Origin of the sequence: uncultured Tessaracoccus sp. (assembly GCF_947286155.1) — a bacterium.
GTDB lineage: Bacteria > Actinomycetota > Actinomycetes > Propionibacteriales > Propionibacteriaceae > Arachnia.
Genome location: NZ_CAMYPD010000002.1, coordinates 20,764 through 39,116, shown reverse-complemented (window position 1 = coordinate 39,116; position 18,353 = coordinate 20,764). Strand labels below are relative to the sequence as shown.

Genomic DNA, 18,353 nt, shown 5'->3' with positions numbered 1-18,353 from the left:
CCGGCCCCGGCGCGATGAAGCTAGCCGGAACCGGGCCACGCGAGGAGTGGGTTACTTGTTACGACGGCCGATCAGCACGGCACCTGCCATCAGCGCGAGCATGAAGATCGCGCCGGTGGAGGCATCCGCACCAGTCTTCGGCATGCCGGGCTTCGGCTTGCTCTTGCCAGGGTTGGTCTTGTCGCCACCCTGGTCGCCGCCCTGATCGCCCTGATCGCCCTTGTCGCCGCCCTGGTCGCCCTGGTCGTCAGGCGTCGGGGTCTTCTGATCACCGCTGGGCACGAACGGGATACCGGCCGGCACGTTGGTGTCGAGGCCCAGAGCGTTGACGATCGTGTAGTGGAGGTCAGTCTGGTCGGTGAAACCGAGGACGTTCTCCGCCGACGGGCCCTGGGCTGCGATACGCAGCTGAGCGCCAGTGTGCGTCGAAGCCGAGTTCTTGACCGCAGCCTCGTTGGTGGGAGCAGTGGCGTAGTTCACGCTCATCTCGTCGCCATCGGCCGTGCGGAGCTTGGTCACGAGGCCCGAGGTGAGCACGCTGTTCTGCACGATCTGCGAGGTGTGAGCGTGGTCGGCGGTCACAACGATGAGCGTGGGCTCCTTGTTCTCGGCCACCCACTTACGGGCCACCTGCACGGCCTGGTCGAGGTCGTCGAGTTCGCCGATCTGGCCACAGATATCGGAATCGTGGTCAGCCTTGTCGATCGACGCGCCCTCCACCTGCAGGAAGAAGCCCTTGTCGTTCTTCAGCAGGTCGAGTGCCTTGCCGGTCATGTCAGCCATGGTGGGGACATCGTCGGAGCGCTCGGGGTTGAGCTTGCACTCCTCTGGATCCTTCTTAGCGCCGTCGGTCGTCGGCACGCTGCGCAGGAAGTTGCGCGGCATGTTGCCCGACGAGAAGAGGCCGAGCACCGGGGTGCTCTGATCGGCAGCGCTGACAGCGTCGAGCTCAGCCTTGGTAGTGACCACCTTGTAGCCGTTGGCCTTGGCGTTGTCGACGACGCTCTTGCCAGCCATCCACTCGGTGGAGCCGGCCTTGCCGCTCACCTGCACGGTCTGGTCGAACGCCTTGGCGCCGCCACCGAGGGTGACGTCGGCGCGGGTGTCCACGAGCTGCTCGGAGATGGAACCGAGGCCGCCGTTCTCGCGGTACTGACCCTCGGTTGCGCCGGTCTGGCAGGAGCTCGAGTTCTTCTCCTTCTCCGGGCCGTAGCACTTGCGGTTCAGCGCGTGCGAGCCCATGACAGCCGGGGTGGCGTCCTGGATCTCAGAGGTGGTCACGTTACCGGTCTTCATGCCCTTGGCCTTGGCCATCTCCAGCAGGTTGGCCTTCGGGGTGCCGTCGAGGCCGACGCTCACGCCACCGTTGTAGGTCTTGGTGCCGGTGGCCCAGCCGGTGCCCGACGCGGCGGAGTCCGTCACGTAGGAGGGCTTGCCGGTCTTCGGATCCAGCGCCCAGTGCGTGTAGGAGCCGGTGTAGTCGAGCGCGTCGACGCCGGGGAGGCGGCCGTTGGCGCCGTAGAGGTAGTTACGGGCGGAGGTGATTTCCGAGTCGCCCATGCCATCGCCGATGAACAGGATGACGTTCTTGGCCTGCTCCTTGGAGCGCTGCTGGCCCTCGGTGCCGTACTGGCCACATTCGCCCGCATCGGGAGCTACGACGTTACCGTTCGCGTCCACCTTGAAGCAGGTCTCGTTCGGGTTCGAAGCCGCGACGGGCTTCTTCAGCGCCGCGTCGGTCGAGGTCTGCTTCTTATTGGGGTTGAGGTCCAGCGCGCTCAGCATCGTGTAGAAGAGGTCGGTCTGGTCGGTCTGGCCGATGACGTTTTCTTCACCGGGGCCGAAGGCAGCCACGCGGAGCTGGGCGCCAGTATGCTGGGTGGAACCCTTGGCAATCTCCTCGGTGGGGATGGTTCCGTAGGAGACGGTCATCGGAGCGCCATCCGCGGTGAGAATGCGAGCGGTGGCCGAGACATTGTCGGCCTCGTCGTAGACGATCTGCGTGGTGTGTGAGTGGTCGGCGGTCACGACGACGAGGGTGTTGCCGTCCTTCTTTGCGAAGTCGAGCGCAGCCTTGGTCACCTCGTCGAGACGCTCGGTCTCGCCGATCTGGCCGCAGATATCGGAGCCGTGGGCGCGCTTATCGATGGAGGCCGACTCGATCTGCAGGAAGAAGCCCTTCTCAGCCTTCGGGTCGTCGAGGAGCTCGATGGCCTTGTTCGCCATGAGGGGGAGCTCCGGCTGGGTGCCGATGTCCTGCTTCTCGCAGGTGTGTGGAGCCTTCTTCGCACCGCCCACTTCCGCCTGGTACGGGGCGAAGCGGGTGGTCATGTTGCCGTCGTGGAACAGGCCGAGCACGGGGTTGTCCTGATCGGCCTTCGTCACAGCGGAGAGCTCGTCGGCGGTGGTGACCACCTGGAAGCCGTTGTCCTTGGCGTTTTCGAGCACCGACTTGCCGGCGGTCCACTCGGTCTGCTTGATGCCATCCACGCCGGTGAGGAACGGGTTACGGCCGGGGCCGCTCTCCTGCACGATCTGGTTGAAGGCCTTGGCGCCGCCGCCGAGGGTGACGTCGGCGCGGGTTTCGATGAGCTGTTCGGAGATAGAGCCGAGGCCGCCGTTCTCGCGGTACTGCGAGTTGTAGAAGTCGCCGAAGCAACCTTTATTGCCTTCCTTCGTGTTCTCCGGGCCGTAGCACTTGCGGCCGACGGCGTGGGAGCCCATGCCAGCAGGGGTGGCGTCCTGGATCTCAGACGTGGAGACGTTGCCGGTGCGCATGCCAGCCTTCTTGGCGATCTCGATCATGTTCTCGACGGGCTTGCCGTCGATCTTGATGCCGAGCGCGCCGTTGTACGTCTTGGTGCCGGTCGACCATGCGGTGGCGGAAGCGGCGGAGTCCGTCACGTAGTTGAACTTGCCGCTGGCGTCGATGGAGTGGTGGGTGTACATGCCCTCCGAGGTGAGCTCGTCGATGCCCTCGAAGCGGCCTGCCGCACCCTTGAGGTAGTTGCGGGCAGCGGTGATTTCCTGCTGGCCCATGCCGTCGCCGATGATGAGGATCACGTTGCGGGCGGTGGCGTCGGTGCGGCCCTGGCCGGCCTTACCGTACTGGGCGCAATCGCCGGGGCCGGGGGCGACGACGTTGCCGGCCGCGTCGATGGTGATGCAGGACTCTGGACCGTTGTAGGTGCGGGTCGTCGGTTCGCTGGCCGCGTCACCGGGGGACGCAGTCATCGCCAGCGAACCGATCATGCCGGTCAGCGTGAGCGCGGCCAGGGAGGCCGTGCGACGCTTGGATGAACGATGAGACATGGGCCGCCTTTCTTGCAGCTCGGATGCTGGAAGCCAGCATCTCGTTGAGGTCTCCTTCATCTCATCGCTCGCAATCAACTATTACCCACACAACAGATGACCGTTTCGTGAACAATCGTCAAACTTGGGAACTCCGGGATGACAAGCGTGAACGGGCATTCAGATACGCAATGGACACCTGATGTTCACCTGGCGTGGGCTTGTTGTGAATCGATGTCATTACCCCTCGCGGAGAGCCGTTCCGCACGCAGATTGCACGTCGGAGCCCCGTTGTTCGGCCCGGGGCACTAGGCTGCGAGAGGTGAACATCTCCGAAGCATCCGCACGTGTCCTGCCTGGCGTTCTCGACGATCTCAAGCGTCTCGTCGCCATCCCGTCGATCTCTTCCCTGCCCGAGCACCACGACGACGTGGTCGCCGCCAGCGAAGAAGTGGCTCGCCTCATCCGTGAGGCCGGAGCCGCTGAGGTTCGTTTCCTGGAGGCAGGTGGCAAGCCCGCCGTCTACGCCCACTTCCCGGCACCCGAAGGCCAGCCCACGGTGCTGCTCTACTCCCACTACGACGTGCAGCCCACCGGCGACGTCACGCAGTGGAGCTCAAGCCCGTTCGAGGCCACCGAGCGTGACGGGCGGCTCTTCGGCCGAGGCGCTGCCGACGACAAGGGCGGCGTGGCCGTGCACCTCGCGGCGCTACGCGTCTTCGACGGCAAGCCGCCGGTGGGCGTCAAGCTGCTCATCGAGGGGGAAGAGGAGCAGGGCTCCCCGACGATGTCCGCCATCCTCGACAAGTACCCCGAGGAAACCAGCGCCGATGTGTTCGTGATCGCCGACGCTACGAACTGGGAGGTGGGTACGCCGTCGCTCACCACCATGCTGCGCGGCCTCGTCGACGCCACCGTCACGGTGAAGACACTCGAGACGCCGATGCACTCCGGCGCCTATGGCGGCGTGGTTCCCGACGCGCTCACCGCGCTGTGCCGCCTCATGGCCACGCTCCACGACGAGCGAGGCAACGTCGCGATTGAGGGCCTGGTGAGCTCCGACGACGTGGCCGTCGACTACTCCGACGAGCGCCTGCGCGAGGAGACCGGCCTGCTCGACGGCGTCGAACTCATTGGCGACGGGCCTGCCGCCGCGCGCCTGTGGACCAAGCCGACGGCATCCGTGCTCGCGATTGACGCCACGCCCGTCAAAGACGTGTCGAACGTACTCGTGCCGAGCGCGCGCGCCGTCGTGAGCGTGCGCATCGCACCCACCGACGATCCGGAGCGCGCCAGCGAAGCGCTGAAGAAGCATCTTCTTGAGCATGCGCCCTGGGGTGCGCAGGTGGAGGTTGAAGCTGGCCGTGGCGGGTCCGGCAGCTTCCTCGAACTCACCGACGATCGCGCCCATGCCGCCGTCGCGGCCTTCAAGGAAGCGTTCGGCAAGGAACCCGTCGAAATGGGCTGCGGCGGATCCATCCCGATCGTCGCCGACTTCTCCAGCCGCAACCCCGACGCGCTCGTGCTCGTCACCGCCGTCGTTGACCCGTACTCGCGCATGCACGGCATCGACGAGTCGCTCGGCCTCGACGACTTCGGCAAGGCCTGTCACGCCGAGGCGCAGCTGCTGGCCAACCTCGCGGAGGTCCAAGCATGAGCCGCATCGAACGCGACTCGCTGGGCGAGCTGGAGATTCCCTCCGACGTCTACTGGGGCGTGCACACCGCCAGGGCCGTCGAGAATTTCCCCATCAGCAAGCGCGCGATCGGCGTGTACCCCGACCTCATCCGCGCGTTTGCGCAGGTGAAACAGGCTGCGGCACGCGCCAACGCTGACCTCGGCGAACTCGACGACGAACGCGCCGGCTACATCGACCAGGCCTGCCAAGACATCATCGACGGACGCTTGCAAGACCAGTTCGTCGTCGGCGTGATCCAGGGCGGCGCAGGCACGAGCACCAACATGAACGTGAACGAGGTGATCGCGAACCGGGCGCTGGAGATCGCAGGCCACCCCAAGGGTGACTACGCGTTCATCCATCCCATCGATCACGTGAACCGTGCGCAGTCCACCAACGACTCATACCCGTCGGCAGTGAAGCTCGCCATCGCGGCGGCCATCAAGAAGCTCATCGCGGAAGTGCAGCTGCTGCAGTACTCATTCCATCTGAAGAGCCGCGAGTTCCGCCACGTGCTGAAGGTGGGGCGCACCCAGCTGCAGGACGCCGTGCCCATGACGCTCGGGCAGGAGTTCCACGGGTTCTCCACCACGCTCGCCCAGGACATCGAGCGTCTGCAAGGCCTCCTCCCGCTGCTGTTCAGCCTCAACCTCGGGGCGACGGCGATTGGCACCGGCATCAACGCGCACGCCGATTACGCCCCCGCGGTGATGCAGCACCTGCGTGCGATCACGGGTGAGGCGGGGCTATCCACCGCGCGCGACCTCATCGAAGCGACGAGCGACACCGGCGTGTTCATGTCCACGTCGGCGGTGGTGAAACGCGCCGCCATGAAGATCAGCAAGATCTGCAATGACCTCCGTCTGCTCTCCTCTGGTCCACAGGCCGGCCTGGGCGAGATCAACCTGCCCGCCCGGCAGGCTGGCTCGTCGATCATGCCAGGCAAGGTGAACCCGGTGATCCCGGAGGCGGTATCGCAGGTGGCCTATGTCATCGCCGGCTCGGACGTGACGGTGGCGATGGCCTCTGAGGCGGGGCAGCTGCAGCTCAACGCCTTTGAACCCGTGATGGCGCACGTGATTCTGCAGAACACGACGTGGCTACGTCGGGCCATCCGGACGCTGCGCATCAATTGCGTCGACGACATCACGGCCAACGAGGAACACCTAGCGGAGATGGTCAACAACTCCGTGGGTGTCGTGACGGCGCTATCGCCGGCCATTGGCTACCAGGCCGCCGCCGACGTCGCGAAGGCCGCGCTGCGAGGCGAAGGTACCGTGCGGGAGCTCGTCGTGCAGCGTGGTCTACTCGACGAAGCGCAGGTGGACGCCATGATGAACCCGGCCCAGCTGTCGAATCAGGGGCCGGAAACGCAGACGATGCCCACGCTCACGCCTGAGCTCATCGCCGCAATTGAGAGCGATCTCGACTCTGCGGACCGCCTCGAACACTACTGAGTGAGCGGGGACTTGGACGCGAGTGGGCGATCCCTTGCGTCCAAGTCTTGCTCGACGAGGTCAGCGATTGCCCTCGCTGCAGACTCGTCCTCACTCACGACCGTCACCGCTGCACCGTGCTCTGCGCCGAGCGACATGATCATGAGCGGGGAACTTGCCACGACGGACTGGCCGTTGTGGACCAAAATGACTGAAGCGTCGAAAGTCTGGGCAGCCTGGGCAATGATGCGAGCTGGGCGTGCGTGCAGCCCAATGGTTGATCCGACCGTAACGGTCATCTCAGTCATTGCCTTCTCCCTTCTGCTGTGAACTCTGTGTCGTTCTGCGCCGCGCTGCGTAAACGAGACGTTAGGCCTATCTGTACACCACCGATGCAAATGGGGTGTGCGGCGATCATTGCCGTCCCCCAATTATCCCCCAAAGAGATGTGTCTGGGTAATCGGGGTGGTCCAGGCTCCATTTGGCGGTTTGGAAGAGAGCCGAGAAGTCAATACCCTGGGTATGCAAAACCGACGGTATTGGAGTGCTCATGGTCACCAGGCCTACCCGCAGCGAGGTGCAGCAAGAGCTGCTGCGCGCCGCAGAAGCAGTATTTTCCGAACAGGGCTATCAGCGGGCGAGCCTCAATCAGATTGCGGAGCGCGCCGGATTCACCAAGGGCGCGGTGTACTCGAACTTCAAATCCAAACCCGAGCTGTACGTCGCCACCTGTGAGCGGTGGATTATGGCGTCGGTGCAGCACCTGCAGCCCCGCCTCAGCGCTGCCATCGAGGGCGTCGTCGAGTTGGAGCTCGTCGCGGAGCGCCTCGCGGAAGTGCTGGTAGAGCAGATACCCGACGCGGTGACCCACCAGCGCACGCTCGCCGAGTTCCGCATGCTCGCCGTTCACGCCGACGAGGTGCGCGACGGCTACACCACGCTGCTCGAACGACGCATGGCTATGGTGGAAGAGGTGCTCGCAGGCCATCCCCTGACGAGCGGATACAGTGAGGAGCGGCGTCGAAACATCGCCTTCGGCGCACTCACCATGCTCACTTCGTTGACGATGGAATGTGTGGCGGCGCCTGCCGTCGTATCGTTTTCTCTGGCGCGCGAAGCGTTGGCCCGATGCATGAAAGGATTGCTCGCATGAATGCCGTGCTCGAAGCCAAGAACCTGGAAGCCGAAGGCCCTCGTGGGCGCATCTTCGGCCCACTCGACCTCACCCTCGACGCCCGACAGATCTGCGTGGTGCACGGTGAGCAGGGCAGCGGGAAGTCGTCGCTGTTGCTCGCGCTGGCCGCCCGACTGCGCGCCGCCACTGGCAGCCTCACCATCGACGGAATCGACGCCATCGCCAACCCCCGTCGTGCCATGGCGCTCACGGGCGTCGCACGGCTGGGCGACTACGTCGCGCCAGAAGACCGCCTGACGCTGCGAGAGTCCGTGTTCGAGCGCTGCTTTCTCGAAGGCATTTCCGTCCACGACGGGGTCGCTCGCGCAGATCAGTTGGAGCGGCTCGTCGGCTTCCGCCTCGACCGCACCACCGAGATGGCAGACTTCACACCGCTCGAGCGCACCATCGCGTCGGTGGGGCTCGTTATGCTTCGGCCGTCGAAGGTCGTGGTGCTCGACGATGCGGACGTGCTGGTGCCGCACGAACAGCAGCCGCTGATGTTCGAGCTCATTTCGAGGATGCTGTCCCTCGACGACGCGGTGCTGATCGCCGCCACCCTCGACCGAGGCACAGCGCCAGCGGGTGCCGTCGAGGTGACACTGCCGTCGCAGAAGAAGAAATCGTCGAGGCCTATTGACGAAGGGCTCGCCATCATCGGCATGGCGAAGGCGGAACCCTTCGAGATCGATCCCGACGTGGTGGTGGCCAGTATTCGCAACGCGGGGCCTATCGAAGATTCGGTGCCCGATGACAATGACACGCCAACCGAAGACGACGGCCATGACGAGGAGGCTGAGGTATGAGGTCGATCACCCACTTCGTGCGCTATGAATTCCGACGCTTCAAGGGCGTTCCCCGCCTCGCGCTCATCTTCGTGTTGCTGCTGCCACTGCTCTATGGCGTCATCTATCTGGGTGCCAACTGGAACCTCTACGACAACATCGACGAGATCAAGGTTGCCGTAGTCAACAACGACAAACCCACGAAATTCGAGGGCATGGAAATCGACGGCGGCGGCCAATTCGTCGAGGCGCTGCGCGACCGTCCCGTATTCGACTGGCAGTTCTTAGACTCCGAGGAGGAGGCGCGAGAAGGGTTACGCGAGGGCGAGTACTACATGGTCATCACGGTGCCCGAAAACTTCTCGTCGAACCTCGTGAGCGCCGGCAACTACGATCCGAAACGTGCCGTGATCACCATGCATCGCGACGACGCCAACGGGTTCATTATCGGCTCGCTCACAGGTAAAGCCGAGGACACGCTCGCGAAGACCCTCGACTCCACCGTCTCCGACGCCTATTTCCGGGCGCTGTTCGGCTCGCTGGAGGAGATCCGGCAGGGAATGCTGGACGCCGCTGACGGTGCGGGGCAGCTCGACGACGGGCTCAAGCAGGTCAAGGACGGCGTCGCGGAAATGCACGAGAAACTCCTCGAAGCTTCCAGCAAGACCGAGGGCCTCGTCGACACCGCCAATGCCGTTGAGAAGGGGCTCGACGGTGTGAGCGCGTCGGTGGATGAGATGTCGAAGGGTGCCGCGCAGATGCGCTCCGGGGCGAGCACCGTCGCGGATTCTGGGGCGGCCGTTGCTGGGAGCATTCAGGCGGCTGCCGCGCAGGTCGACCCGCTCATCAACCACGCACTGGGGCAACTACCGAAGATTCGCGAGCAGGCAGGCGAGCTGGTCAAGGTGCAGGGCGAGATCAACAGCGACGGCGGCGGGCTCGTCGTCGAACTGAACCGCCACGTCGACCGGGCGCGCACGCACTCCAGCAGCCTCAGTGCGAAGTACCCTGAACTCGCCAAGGACAAGGATTTCATCGCGCTCACGCGCGAGCTCGACGGGGCGCGAAACTCGCATGTGACGCTCACCTCGAAGCTCGACCAGGCTGCAACGCTCACGGCAGGCATCAACCTGCAGCTTGACACGAGCGGCCTGGAGAAGGCGGCCCGCAACGCGCAGTCGTCGCTCGACAACGCGCGGAAGCAGGCGGGCGGTATTGACGACGGGGTCGCGGCCATGCGTGCCGGCGCGGGCACCGTCGATCAGGGCATCCAAGACGGCCGCGATGCCCTGCGCAACGTCGGTGCGCAGGCGCGTTCGGTGACCGACTCGATCCCTGAAGTCGTCGATGGCGTGGTGCGGCTCACCGACGGGGTGGGCCAGCTCAACACCGCGGTCCCGCAGCTCTCCGACGGTGCCCACAAGCTCCACACTGGGCTCGACGAAGGTGCCCGGCGCCTGCCGCAGCTGAGCGATTCTGAACAAGAGAACCTGGCCGTCGTGATGAGCTCCCCGGTGGACCTCAAGCAAGTCGTCGACCACGATGCCGAGAACTACGGACGCGGCCTGGCACCCCTGTTCGCATCGATCGGCCTGTGGATCCTGTGCATCTCCGGGTTCCTCGTCGTGCGCACCATCTCCGGGCGCGCGCTCACCGGCCGAGGCAACCCGCTGCGCATCGCGGCAACGGGGCTCGGACCGATCGCCGCCATCGGCCTCGTGGCCTCCTGGCTCATGGGATTCGGCCTGTGGTTCTTCCTGGGCCTAAACCCCGTGCACCCGGTGCTGTTCTTCCTGCTGCTGACCGTCTCGTCGCTGTCGTTCCTGTCGCTGGCGTACATGTTCCGGGTGATCCTGGGCTCGCCGCAGACCGCGCTGTTCCTGGTGTGGCTCATCATCCAGATTCCGTCCAGCGGTGGCACCTTCCCGGTGCAGATGTTGCCGCCGCTGTTCCAGTATCTGGCCCCCGTATCACCCATGTGGTACTCCGTGACGGCCTTTAGGGTGACGATCTCCGGCGGATCGATGGCCACGTACTGGATGTGCATTGGGGTGCTGGCCGGGGTGCTGGCGCTTGCGGTGACCGCGTCGGTGCTGCTCATCCGGCGCAGGCAGCGTTTCCGCATGCGCGACCTGCACCCGCCGATGATCACGTCGGAGTCGACGGCGGACTACGCCTTCTCGATCCGTCCGCGCTGATCGTCGCCAGCGCAGTTGACCGTTATCCTCCACGCCTGCAGAAAATCCCCGAAACGAGGGGATCAAACGCTTCTCGTGGAGGATAACGGTCAACTTTTTGCTCTTCCCCCAAAATTTCCCCTGTGGAAAACGGGCGTGGAGGGGTGCTGGTTACCAATCCTGTTGCATGGACATTTTCGCGAACCAGCCCATCATCGCTGTCAGAGACCACCCGCATCTCGCCAACGCCCTGCGCTCCATGCGCCGCAGAGGCAAAGCGTGGTCGCCGCTACCTGGCGTCTACGCCCATCCCAACGTGCCCGACACGTGGGAGACCCGTGTCCTTGCCGCCATGGCGTGGGCGCCCGACCACGCCCTCGTCGGTGCCGCTGCTGCTCGCGTGACGTGGTGGGACGACCTGCCCATCGACGACATCGAGCTGTGGGGCGCCCGTAAGGAATCCCCGGTGGCGTGGCTCACGGTGCGGCGCGCGTCGCTCGACCCCGACGTCATGATCTGGCACGACGACTACAAGGTCGCGGCGCCTGCGTTGTCGGCCGTGCAGCTCGTGAAGGAGCTGGGCGGCCAGGCCGTCGACGAGGCTCTGCGACGCGGCGTGGCCACCGTCGCTGACATGCACCTGGCCCTCAGCCATGTGCCTGGGCACACGGGCAATCGCCTTGCCAGGCGCATCTTGTGGGAGTCGAGGGACGTGCCGTGGTCGGAGTTCGAGCGGCTCGCCCACACCATGCTGCGACGCGCCCGCATCACGGGTTGGAAAGCGAACGCCACCGTGCAGGTGGGCGGCATGGCCTTTCCCGCCGACCTGCTGTTCGGCGGCAGCAAGCTCATCGCCGAGCTCGATGGCTACGAGTTCCACAAGGAGCGCGCCACGTTCGTACGCGATCGCATGAAGCAGAACCTGCTCACCCTCGCCGGATGGCAGGTGCTGCGGTTCACGTGGGAGACGATCGACGACCTCGTGCCGCAAATCCGGCAGGCGCTCAGTCAGAAAAGTTGACCGTTATCCTCCACGAGAAGCTTTTCGGGCCCCTGATTTCGGCAGAAATCGTCAGGCGTGGAGGATAACGGTCAACATCGACGGGTCAGCGCAGCCAAGCCGTGGTGTTGGCCGGGATCTCGCTCTCGACGGGGTGGCTCGCGACGAGCACTTCCCGCCCAGCGGGCACGGGCACGGGGCTACCCGAGACGTTGACGATCACCTGCACGCCAGCGTTGTCGAACATCAGCACGCCTTCGGGGGCGTCGAGCCACGTCAGCGTACCGGCGCCGAGCCCCAGTTCCTTGCGCAGACGCAGGAGCCGACGGTACAACTCCAGCGTGGAGCCCTCGACGCCGCGCTGCTGGGTCGCCGCGTAGTGCGCGTAACCCTCCGGCTGGGGCAGCCACGTCTTGCCGGTGGGGGAGAAACCCATCCCCGGCGCCTCGGCGTCCCAGGGCAACGGAATGCGGCAGCCGTCGCGGCCCAGCTCCTCGTGGTTGGACTGGAACCAAGCCGGGTCTTGGCGGTACTCGTGGGGTAGGGTCGTGTGGTCGGGCAGGCCCAACTCCTCGCCCTGGTAAATGTAGGCCGAACCGGGCAGCGCAAGCTCGAGCATTGTTGCGGCGCGGGCGCGCCGCAGACCGAGCTCCTCGTCAGGTTGCGGATCGCCGGGGCCGAGAAACTCCTTGTGGACGCCCGGTTCGTCCTTGCGTCCGAGCCGGGATGTATGGCGCATGGTGTCGTGGTTCGACAGCACCCACGTCGTGGGTGCGCCCACCTTGGCATCCGCCGCGAGCGACGTCTCAATCTGCTCGCGATAGTGCTCGGCATCCCACTCGCAGGTGAGGAACCCGAAGTTGAACGCGGTGTGCATCTCGTCGGCGCGCAGGTACAGTGCCAGCCGGTCGGCGTCGTCCACCCAGGCCTCGGCGACGAGGATGCGCTCGCCCTCGTACGAGTCGAGGATGGCCCGCCACCGTCGGTACACCTCGTGCACACCGTCCTGATCCCACATGGGGCCCTGGCCGCCCGAGATCATCCGGTAATCGGCGTCGTCGTCGGGCAGACCGGGGGCCTTCACGAGGGAGTGCGCCACGTCGACGCGGAATCCGTCGACGCCGAGATCGAGCCAGAACCGCAAGATCTCGTCGAAGCCTTCGCGCACGCGCTCGTCGTCCCAGTTGAGATCCGGCTGCGTGGTGTCGAACAGGTGGAGGTACCACTGTTCGGGGTTGCCGTCGGCATCGTGGAGGCGCGTCCAGGCGTTGCCGCCGAAGATGGAGGTCCAGTTGTTCGGCGGCAGCTCCCCATGCTCTCCGCGGCCGTCAGCGAAGTGGTACATCGCCCGCTCGGGCGAGCCGGGTGTGGAGGCGAGTGCCGCTTGGAACCACTCGTGGTCGGCGCTGGTGTGGTTAGGAACGAGGTCGACGATGAGCCGCAGCCCTCGCTGGTGGCACTCGTCGATCAGCTGGCGGGCGTCGTCGAGATCGCCGAACATCGGGTCGATGGTCAGGTAGTCGGCGACGTCGTAGCCGGCGTCCTTCATGGGGGAGCGGTAGAACGGCGAGCACCAGATGGCGTCGACGCCGAGGTCGCGGATGTGGTCGAGCCGCGAGATGATGCCAGCGAGATCGCCGTACCCGTCGCCGTTCGCGTCGGCGAATGAGCGGGGGTAGATCTGGTAGATGACGGCGTCGCGCCACCACGCGGTGGTTGTCATGGTGCTCCTGTCGTGTCTCGGATGGTCAGATCTGGTGCGAACAGTTGTTCGTTGGCCGCCACGTGCTCGTCGCGCAGCATCGCAAGCAGAGCCCCGACGGCGGCCTCGCTGATGGTGTTCACGGGCTGGCGGACGGTGGTGAGGTTGGTGAGATGCATGACGGGCGAATCGTCGTAGCCGATGACGCTGTAGTCAGCGGGAACACTGAGGCCCTGGCGGGATGCTTCCTGGATGAGGCCGAGGGCCATCACGTCGGAGCCGCAGATGATGGCCGTGTGATCGCTGGCCAGCAGACGTCTGCCCGCGCGGCCGCCACCGTCGGCGGTGTATTCGGTGTACTCGATGTCGACTTCGTCGAATCCGAGCGCCAAGAATGCCTCCGCCTTGCGGGTGGTGGGCATGTAGCGCGGTTGGCCGATGGCGAGCCCAATGCGTTCGTGGCCGAGTCCGCGCAGGTGCTCGACGGCGAGCTCAATGCCTGCGTGATCGTCGGCGCAGAAGAAGGGCGCGGCGATGTCGTCGCTTGAACCGTTGATGTAGACGGCGGGGATGTGGTCGTCGGTAAGCATCTGGTAGGGCGCCTTCGACGCGAGCGAGTCGGCCGATGCACCGGAGACAGAGATGATGCCTGAGATTTCGGATGAGCGCAGCGTGTCGAGGTACTGCATCTCACTGTATCCACCTTGGCTCACGGGGCACACGATGGCCGAGTAGCCAGCGTCGTAGAGGACGAGGCTGAGCTCTTGCGCGTACTGCGGAAACACGGGGTTGGACAGTTCAGGCACAAGGATGGCGACGACGCGCGTGGCGAGTTTGGTGGGGGCTTCGTAGCCAGCGGCTTCGAGTGCGCGCAGCACGGCGTTGCGAGTGGTGTCTTTGACGCCTGGTTTTTGGTTCATCACTCGCGAGACTGTGGCGGTGGACACTCCAGCGGCCGCGGCGATGTCGGCCAGGGTCGTCGTGATCATCGTTGTACCTCCGGGACCATTAGTGCACGTAACGTTACAGCCCCCAGCAACGCCATTGCAACAAAGATGTAACAGTTGCGCAAAGCTTTCAGGAACGCTTGCAACTTACCCTTGAACGTGCTTGAATGGCCCTCAGCTGGGGATTGCAGCGGGTGCAGTTCTCGGAAATGTCGGAATCAAAGGAGATTGATCTCATGCACAAGCGCTTGATCGCTATCGCAGCGGCTGCTGCTCTCGCCTTGACGGCGTGTGGAGGCTCCGGTGGTGGCGAAACCAAACCCTCGGAAGGCTCGAAGAGCGAGCAGCCCAAGCAGGGCGGTTCCCTCACCATCTGGGCCGACGAAACTCGCATCGGCGCCTTCAAGGAACTGGGTGCCCAGTTCAAGGAAAGCTCCGGCGTGACGCTCGACGTCGTGCAGAAGCCGACGGCTGATATCGCCAACGACTTCATCGCCCAGGCAGGCTCGGGCCAGGGCCCAGACCTCATCGTTACCGCACACGACGGGCTCGGCAACCTCGTGCAAAACGGCGTGATCTCGCCCATCGACTTCGCGTCGAAGGCTGATGCATTCAACCCCGTCGCGGTGCAGGCCGTGACCCAGAACGGCAAGGTCTGGGGCATGCCCTACGCGCTGGAGAACATCGCGCTGGTGCGCAACAACAAGCTGGCCAAGGACACCCCGGACACGCTCGACAAACTCATCGAGCAGGGCAAGAGCAACGGCTCGAAGTACCCGCTGCTCGTGCAGCAGGGCGATCAGGGTGATCCGTACCACATGTACCCCATCCAGACCTCGTTTGGCGCTCCCGTGTTCGAGATGAAGGACAACGAGTACACCACCGATCTCGGTATGGCCGGCCCTGAGGGTGAAGCATTCGCCGAATACATCCAGAAGCTCGGCAAGGAAGGCGTCCTCTCCGGCGACATTGGCGGCGACCAGGCCAAGCAGCTATTCCTCGACGGCAAGAGCCCGTACATGATCACCGGCCCGTGGAACACCGCGGAGTTCCAGAAGGCTGGCATGGACATTTCCGTGCTCCCCGTGCCTTCGGCAGGCGGTAAGCCGTCGGCCCCGTTCGTCGGTGTGCAGGTGGTCTACGTTTCCGCAAAGAGCAAGAACGCCCTCATGGCGAACCAGTTCATCGATTTCCTCGGCTCCAAGGAAGCGCAGGACAAGCTGTACGAGCTGGGCGGCCGAGTGCCCGCACTCACGGAATCCGCGGATGCCGTCTCCGATGAACTGATGTCTGGCTTCAACGACGCCGCCAAGGATGGCCAGCCCATGCCGACGATCCCGGAGATGAACGCCGTGTGGGAGTTCTGGGGCAACACCCAGATCCAGATCATCGATCAGAAGTCGCCCGACGCCAAGGCGGCGTGGCAGACGATGATCAAGAACATCCAGTCGAAGATCTGATTTATCCTCGCTATCGGATAGGGGCGGGCTACGGTAATGCCAAGCCCGCCCCTACTGAGTATCGAAGGGCAGCAAGTTGAGCACAGCAACGAAGGTGGAGCGCCCACCTCTCTCACACGCTCGGGATCTTTCGCGCCCGGGCTTCTACGTCAAGCTCCTGCTCATGGGGCTCGTCAACGCATTCGGCATCTATGGGATTCTCGCCTGCTACGGCCAGGAACGCTGGGGCATCCTCGTGTTCCTCGTCGCCTCGCTGGCTATTGCCGATGTCATCTACTTCTCCAAGCGGGCTATTCCCGCAAAGTATCTGTTCCCCGGCCTGATTTTTCTGATCATCTACCAGGTCTACGTCATGGGCATGACGGGCTACGTCGCGTTCACGAACTATGGCGACGGGCACTCCGACACCAAGCAACACGCCATCGAGCAAATCCTCGCCACCTCCGAGGTAGAGGGCGACGTGCAGTTGCCCGTCACGGTCATGGAGCGCGATGGCGAGCTGGGGTTTGCCGTCGTGCGTGACGGCGCCGCGATGTTCGGCACCGCAGAGCAGGCACTGGAGCCGCTCGAGGGAGCCACCGTCGAAGGTGACCGGGTGACGGAAGCCGACGGCGCCACCGCACTGTCGACGCAAGACATCATCGCTCGTCAAGACGAGGTGCTCGGTCTGCGCGTTCCCATCAGCGACGACGCCAACGAGGGATCGCTGCGCACCCGTAACGGGTCGACGGCGACGCAGGCCACGCCGTCACTGCACTACGAGGAGGCCGACGACTCTTTCACCAACACCGACGGCACTGTCTTCAAGGCCGACGAGTCCAAGGGCAACTACGTCTCTGAGGACGGAAAGAAGCTCGAGCCGGGGTGGCGGGTGAACGTCGGGTTGAAGAACTTCACGTTCCTGTTCACCAACCCTGAGGTGTCGAAGTTCTTCCTCGGGTCGCTTGGCTGGACGTTCGCGTTCGCGTTCCTCTCGGTGTTCACCACGTTCGCGTTGGGGCTGCTCATCGCCGTGATCTTCAACGATCCACGGGTGAAGGGGCGAGTCCTCTACCGTTCGCTGTTCATCCTGCCCTACGCCTTCCCCGGCTTCTTGGCCGCGCTGGTGTGGAAGGGCATGTTGAACAGGCAGTTCGGGTTCATCAACCAGACACTCCTGGGCGGCGCGTCCATCGATTGGCTCGGCGACGGGAACCTCGCGAAGTTGTCGATTCTCATGGTGAACCTGTGGCTGGGCTTCCCATACATGTTCCTGATCTGCACCGGTGCGCTCCAGTCGATTCCAGGCGAGCTCACCGAGGCGGGCATCATGGACGGCGCGGGTCCGGTGAAGCGGTTCTTCAACGTCACGCTGCCGATGCTGATGGTCTCCGTAGCGCCGCTGCTGATTTCGAGCTTCGCGTTTAACTTCAACAACTTCTCGCTGATCTACATGCTCACCGGCGGTGGCCCCAACTATCCGGGTGCGCCGTTCAACGTCGGTGAAACGGACATCTTGATCTCGATGGTGTACGCCATCTCGTTCGAGGGTGAGAAGCAATACGGCGTGGCCAGCGCGCTGTCGATCATCATCTTCGTGGTGGTGGGCATCATCGCCTGGCTCGGCTTCCGTCAGACTCGCAAGCTTGAGGAGATCATGTGATGAGTACGCAATCGATAACCTCTAAGCCAACGTCCGGCGCGCAGCCCGCACCGGAGAAGCGCAAGGTCAAGGGCGCGTGGTGGCGTTGGTGCAAGTCGGTGGGCTGGAAGCACCTGTTCGCCATCGTGTTCATCGTGTACTGCATCCTGCCGTTGTTGTACGTCGTGTCTGCATCGGTGAACCCGAGGGGCACGCTCACCGGCTCGAACAACCTGTTCCAGGCGTTCACGGGGGAGCACTACCAGAGACTGTTGGAGACAGACTTCCCGAAGTGGGCGCTGCACTCACTGTTCGTCTCGAGCGTCACCGCCATCGCCACCGTCCTCATGGCGGCGTGCGCGGCCTACGCGTTCAGCCGGTTCCGCTTCAAGGGCCGCCACGGCGGGCTCACGTTCCTGCTGATCATCCAGATGTTCCCGCAGATGCTGGCCTTCGTCGCCATCTTCCTGCTGCTGCTCACCATCCAGGAGATCTACCCACCCCTGGGGCTCGGGCAGCACCTCGGACTGATCGCCGTCTACCTGGGCGGCGCGCTGGGGGCGAACACGTTCCTCATGTACGGCTTCTTCAATACCATCCCGAAGGAGCTCGACGAGGCGGCGAAGATCGACGGTGCCACGCACGCCCAGATCTTCTGGGGCATCATCATGCGGCTGGTCTCGCCCATCCTCGCGGTGGTCGGCCTGCTGAGCTTCGTCGGCACCTACGGCGAGTTCATCCTTGCGCGCGTGGTGCTACAGCGCCCTGAGCAGTACACGCTCGCCGTCGGCCTCTACGTGTGGGCCTCCGACGAGCGCAACGCGCCGTGGTCGCTGTTCGCGGCAGGCGCCGTGCTCGCCGCAATCCCCGTCATCCTGCTGTTCATGTTCCTGCAGAAGTACATCGTGAGCGGGCTCACCGCTGGTGGTGTGAAGGGATGACGAAAATCCCAAGCTAGTGATGGGCAAGGGACGGAAGGCCGGGCTCAGGTGCGTAATCCGCATCGGCCCGGCCTCCTTTGTTGCTCTGGGGAAGGTACACCACACCGTGTCATGCACGGTCTGCAGCAGACGGATACGATG

Annotated in this window: 13 protein-coding genes; 9 read left to right on the top strand and 4 right to left on the bottom strand. The window is 64.4% G+C overall.

Translation table 11 applies throughout. From position 1 onward, the window contains the following. Nucleotides 1-51: 51 nt before the first annotated feature. Nucleotides 52-3,312 carry an alkaline phosphatase gene (gene phoA / locus Q0X68_RS00775; protein WP_297746132.1) on the bottom strand — a complete coding sequence of 1,087 codons (3,261 nt, stop codon included), beginning with the start codon at nucleotides 3,310-3,312 and terminating at the stop codon, nucleotides 52-54. A gap of 301 nt (nucleotides 3,313-3,613) precedes the next feature. Here phoA and Q0X68_RS00770 point away from each other — a divergent pair, with 301 nt between their 5' ends. Both Q0X68_RS00770 and Q0X68_RS00765 read left to right on the top strand, forming a co-directional pair. Beyond that, a complete protein-coding gene (locus tag Q0X68_RS00770) occupies nucleotides 3,614-4,948 on the top strand; it encodes a dipeptidase (RefSeq protein ID WP_297746129.1) in 1,335 nt (444 codons plus the stop codon). Continuing rightward, nucleotides 4,945-6,426, top strand: a complete 1,482-nt coding sequence (locus Q0X68_RS00765) for an aspartate ammonia-lyase (RefSeq protein ID WP_297746126.1) — start codon at nucleotides 4,945-4,947, stop codon at nucleotides 6,424-6,426. The genes Q0X68_RS00770 and Q0X68_RS00765 overlap by 4 nt, the downstream gene beginning before the upstream one ends. Here Q0X68_RS00765 and Q0X68_RS00760 read toward each other — a convergent pair. Then, a complete protein-coding gene (locus Q0X68_RS00760) occupies nucleotides 6,420-6,713 on the bottom strand; it encodes an HPr family phosphocarrier protein (protein ID WP_297746122.1) in 294 nt (97 codons plus the stop codon). The two genes, Q0X68_RS00765 and Q0X68_RS00760, sit on opposite strands and share 7 nt — an antisense overlap. A 242-nt stretch (nucleotides 6,714-6,955) precedes the next feature. Between Q0X68_RS00760 and Q0X68_RS00755 the strand changes: the two genes are divergently transcribed. From Q0X68_RS00755 to Q0X68_RS00740, 4 genes are all read left to right on the top strand, one after another. Further along, on the top strand, nucleotides 6,956-7,558 hold the full coding sequence (locus Q0X68_RS00755) for a TetR/AcrR family transcriptional regulator (protein WP_297746119.1): 603 nt from the start codon (nucleotides 6,956-6,958) through the stop codon (nucleotides 7,556-7,558). Further along, nucleotides 7,555-8,385: an ATP-binding cassette domain-containing protein gene (locus tag Q0X68_RS00750; protein ID WP_297746114.1), complete on the top strand. Its 831-nt coding sequence runs from the start codon at nucleotides 7,555-7,557 to the stop codon at nucleotides 8,383-8,385. Before Q0X68_RS00755 ends, Q0X68_RS00750 begins: the two co-directional genes overlap by 4 nt. Further along, nucleotides 8,382-10,562, top strand: coding sequence for a YhgE/Pip domain-containing protein (locus Q0X68_RS00745; protein ID WP_297746111.1), 2,181 nt, complete (start codon nucleotides 8,382-8,384; stop codon nucleotides 10,560-10,562). Before Q0X68_RS00750 ends, Q0X68_RS00745 begins: the two co-directional genes overlap by 4 nt. Nucleotides 10,563-10,728: 166 nt before the next feature. After that, the gene (locus tag Q0X68_RS00740; RefSeq protein ID WP_297746108.1) at nucleotides 10,729-11,562 is read left to right on the top strand and encodes an endonuclease domain-containing protein; all 834 of its coding nucleotides are present in this window, start codon (nucleotides 10,729-10,731) and stop codon (nucleotides 11,560-11,562) included. Between the two features lie 85 nt (nucleotides 11,563-11,647). Here the strand turns inward: Q0X68_RS00740 and Q0X68_RS00735 are convergent, their stop codons facing one another. Further along, complete coding sequence (locus Q0X68_RS00735) at nucleotides 11,648-13,264, bottom strand: glycoside hydrolase family 13 protein (RefSeq protein ID WP_297746105.1); 1,617 nt, start codon at nucleotides 13,262-13,264, stop codon at nucleotides 11,648-11,650. Further along, nucleotides 13,261-14,232, bottom strand: a complete 972-nt coding sequence (locus Q0X68_RS00730) for a LacI family DNA-binding transcriptional regulator (RefSeq protein ID WP_297746102.1) — start codon at nucleotides 14,230-14,232, stop codon at nucleotides 13,261-13,263. Before Q0X68_RS00730 ends, Q0X68_RS00735 begins: the two co-directional genes overlap by 4 nt. A gap of 194 nt (nucleotides 14,233-14,426) precedes the next feature. Here Q0X68_RS00730 and Q0X68_RS00725 point away from each other — a divergent pair, with 194 nt between their 5' ends. The 3 genes from Q0X68_RS00725 to Q0X68_RS00715 all read left to right on the top strand — a co-directional run bounded on the left by Q0X68_RS00725 (nucleotide 14,427) and on the right by Q0X68_RS00715 (nucleotide 18,212). Further along, nucleotides 14,427-15,650 (top strand): maltose ABC transporter substrate-binding protein, encoded by a 1,224-nt coding sequence (locus tag Q0X68_RS00725; protein ID WP_297746100.1) that lies wholly within the window; start codon nucleotides 14,427-14,429, stop codon nucleotides 15,648-15,650. Nucleotides 15,651-15,726: 76 nt separating this feature from the next. After that, a complete protein-coding gene (locus tag Q0X68_RS00720; protein WP_297746098.1) occupies nucleotides 15,727-17,292 on the top strand; it encodes an ABC transporter permease subunit in 1,566 nt (521 codons plus the stop codon). Beyond that, nucleotides 17,292-18,212 carry a sugar ABC transporter permease gene (locus Q0X68_RS00715; protein ID WP_297746095.1) on the top strand — a complete coding sequence of 307 codons (921 nt, stop codon included), beginning with the start codon at nucleotides 17,292-17,294 and terminating at the stop codon, nucleotides 18,210-18,212. Before Q0X68_RS00720 ends, Q0X68_RS00715 begins: the two co-directional genes overlap by 1 nt. Nucleotides 18,213-18,353: the final 141 nt, after the last annotated feature.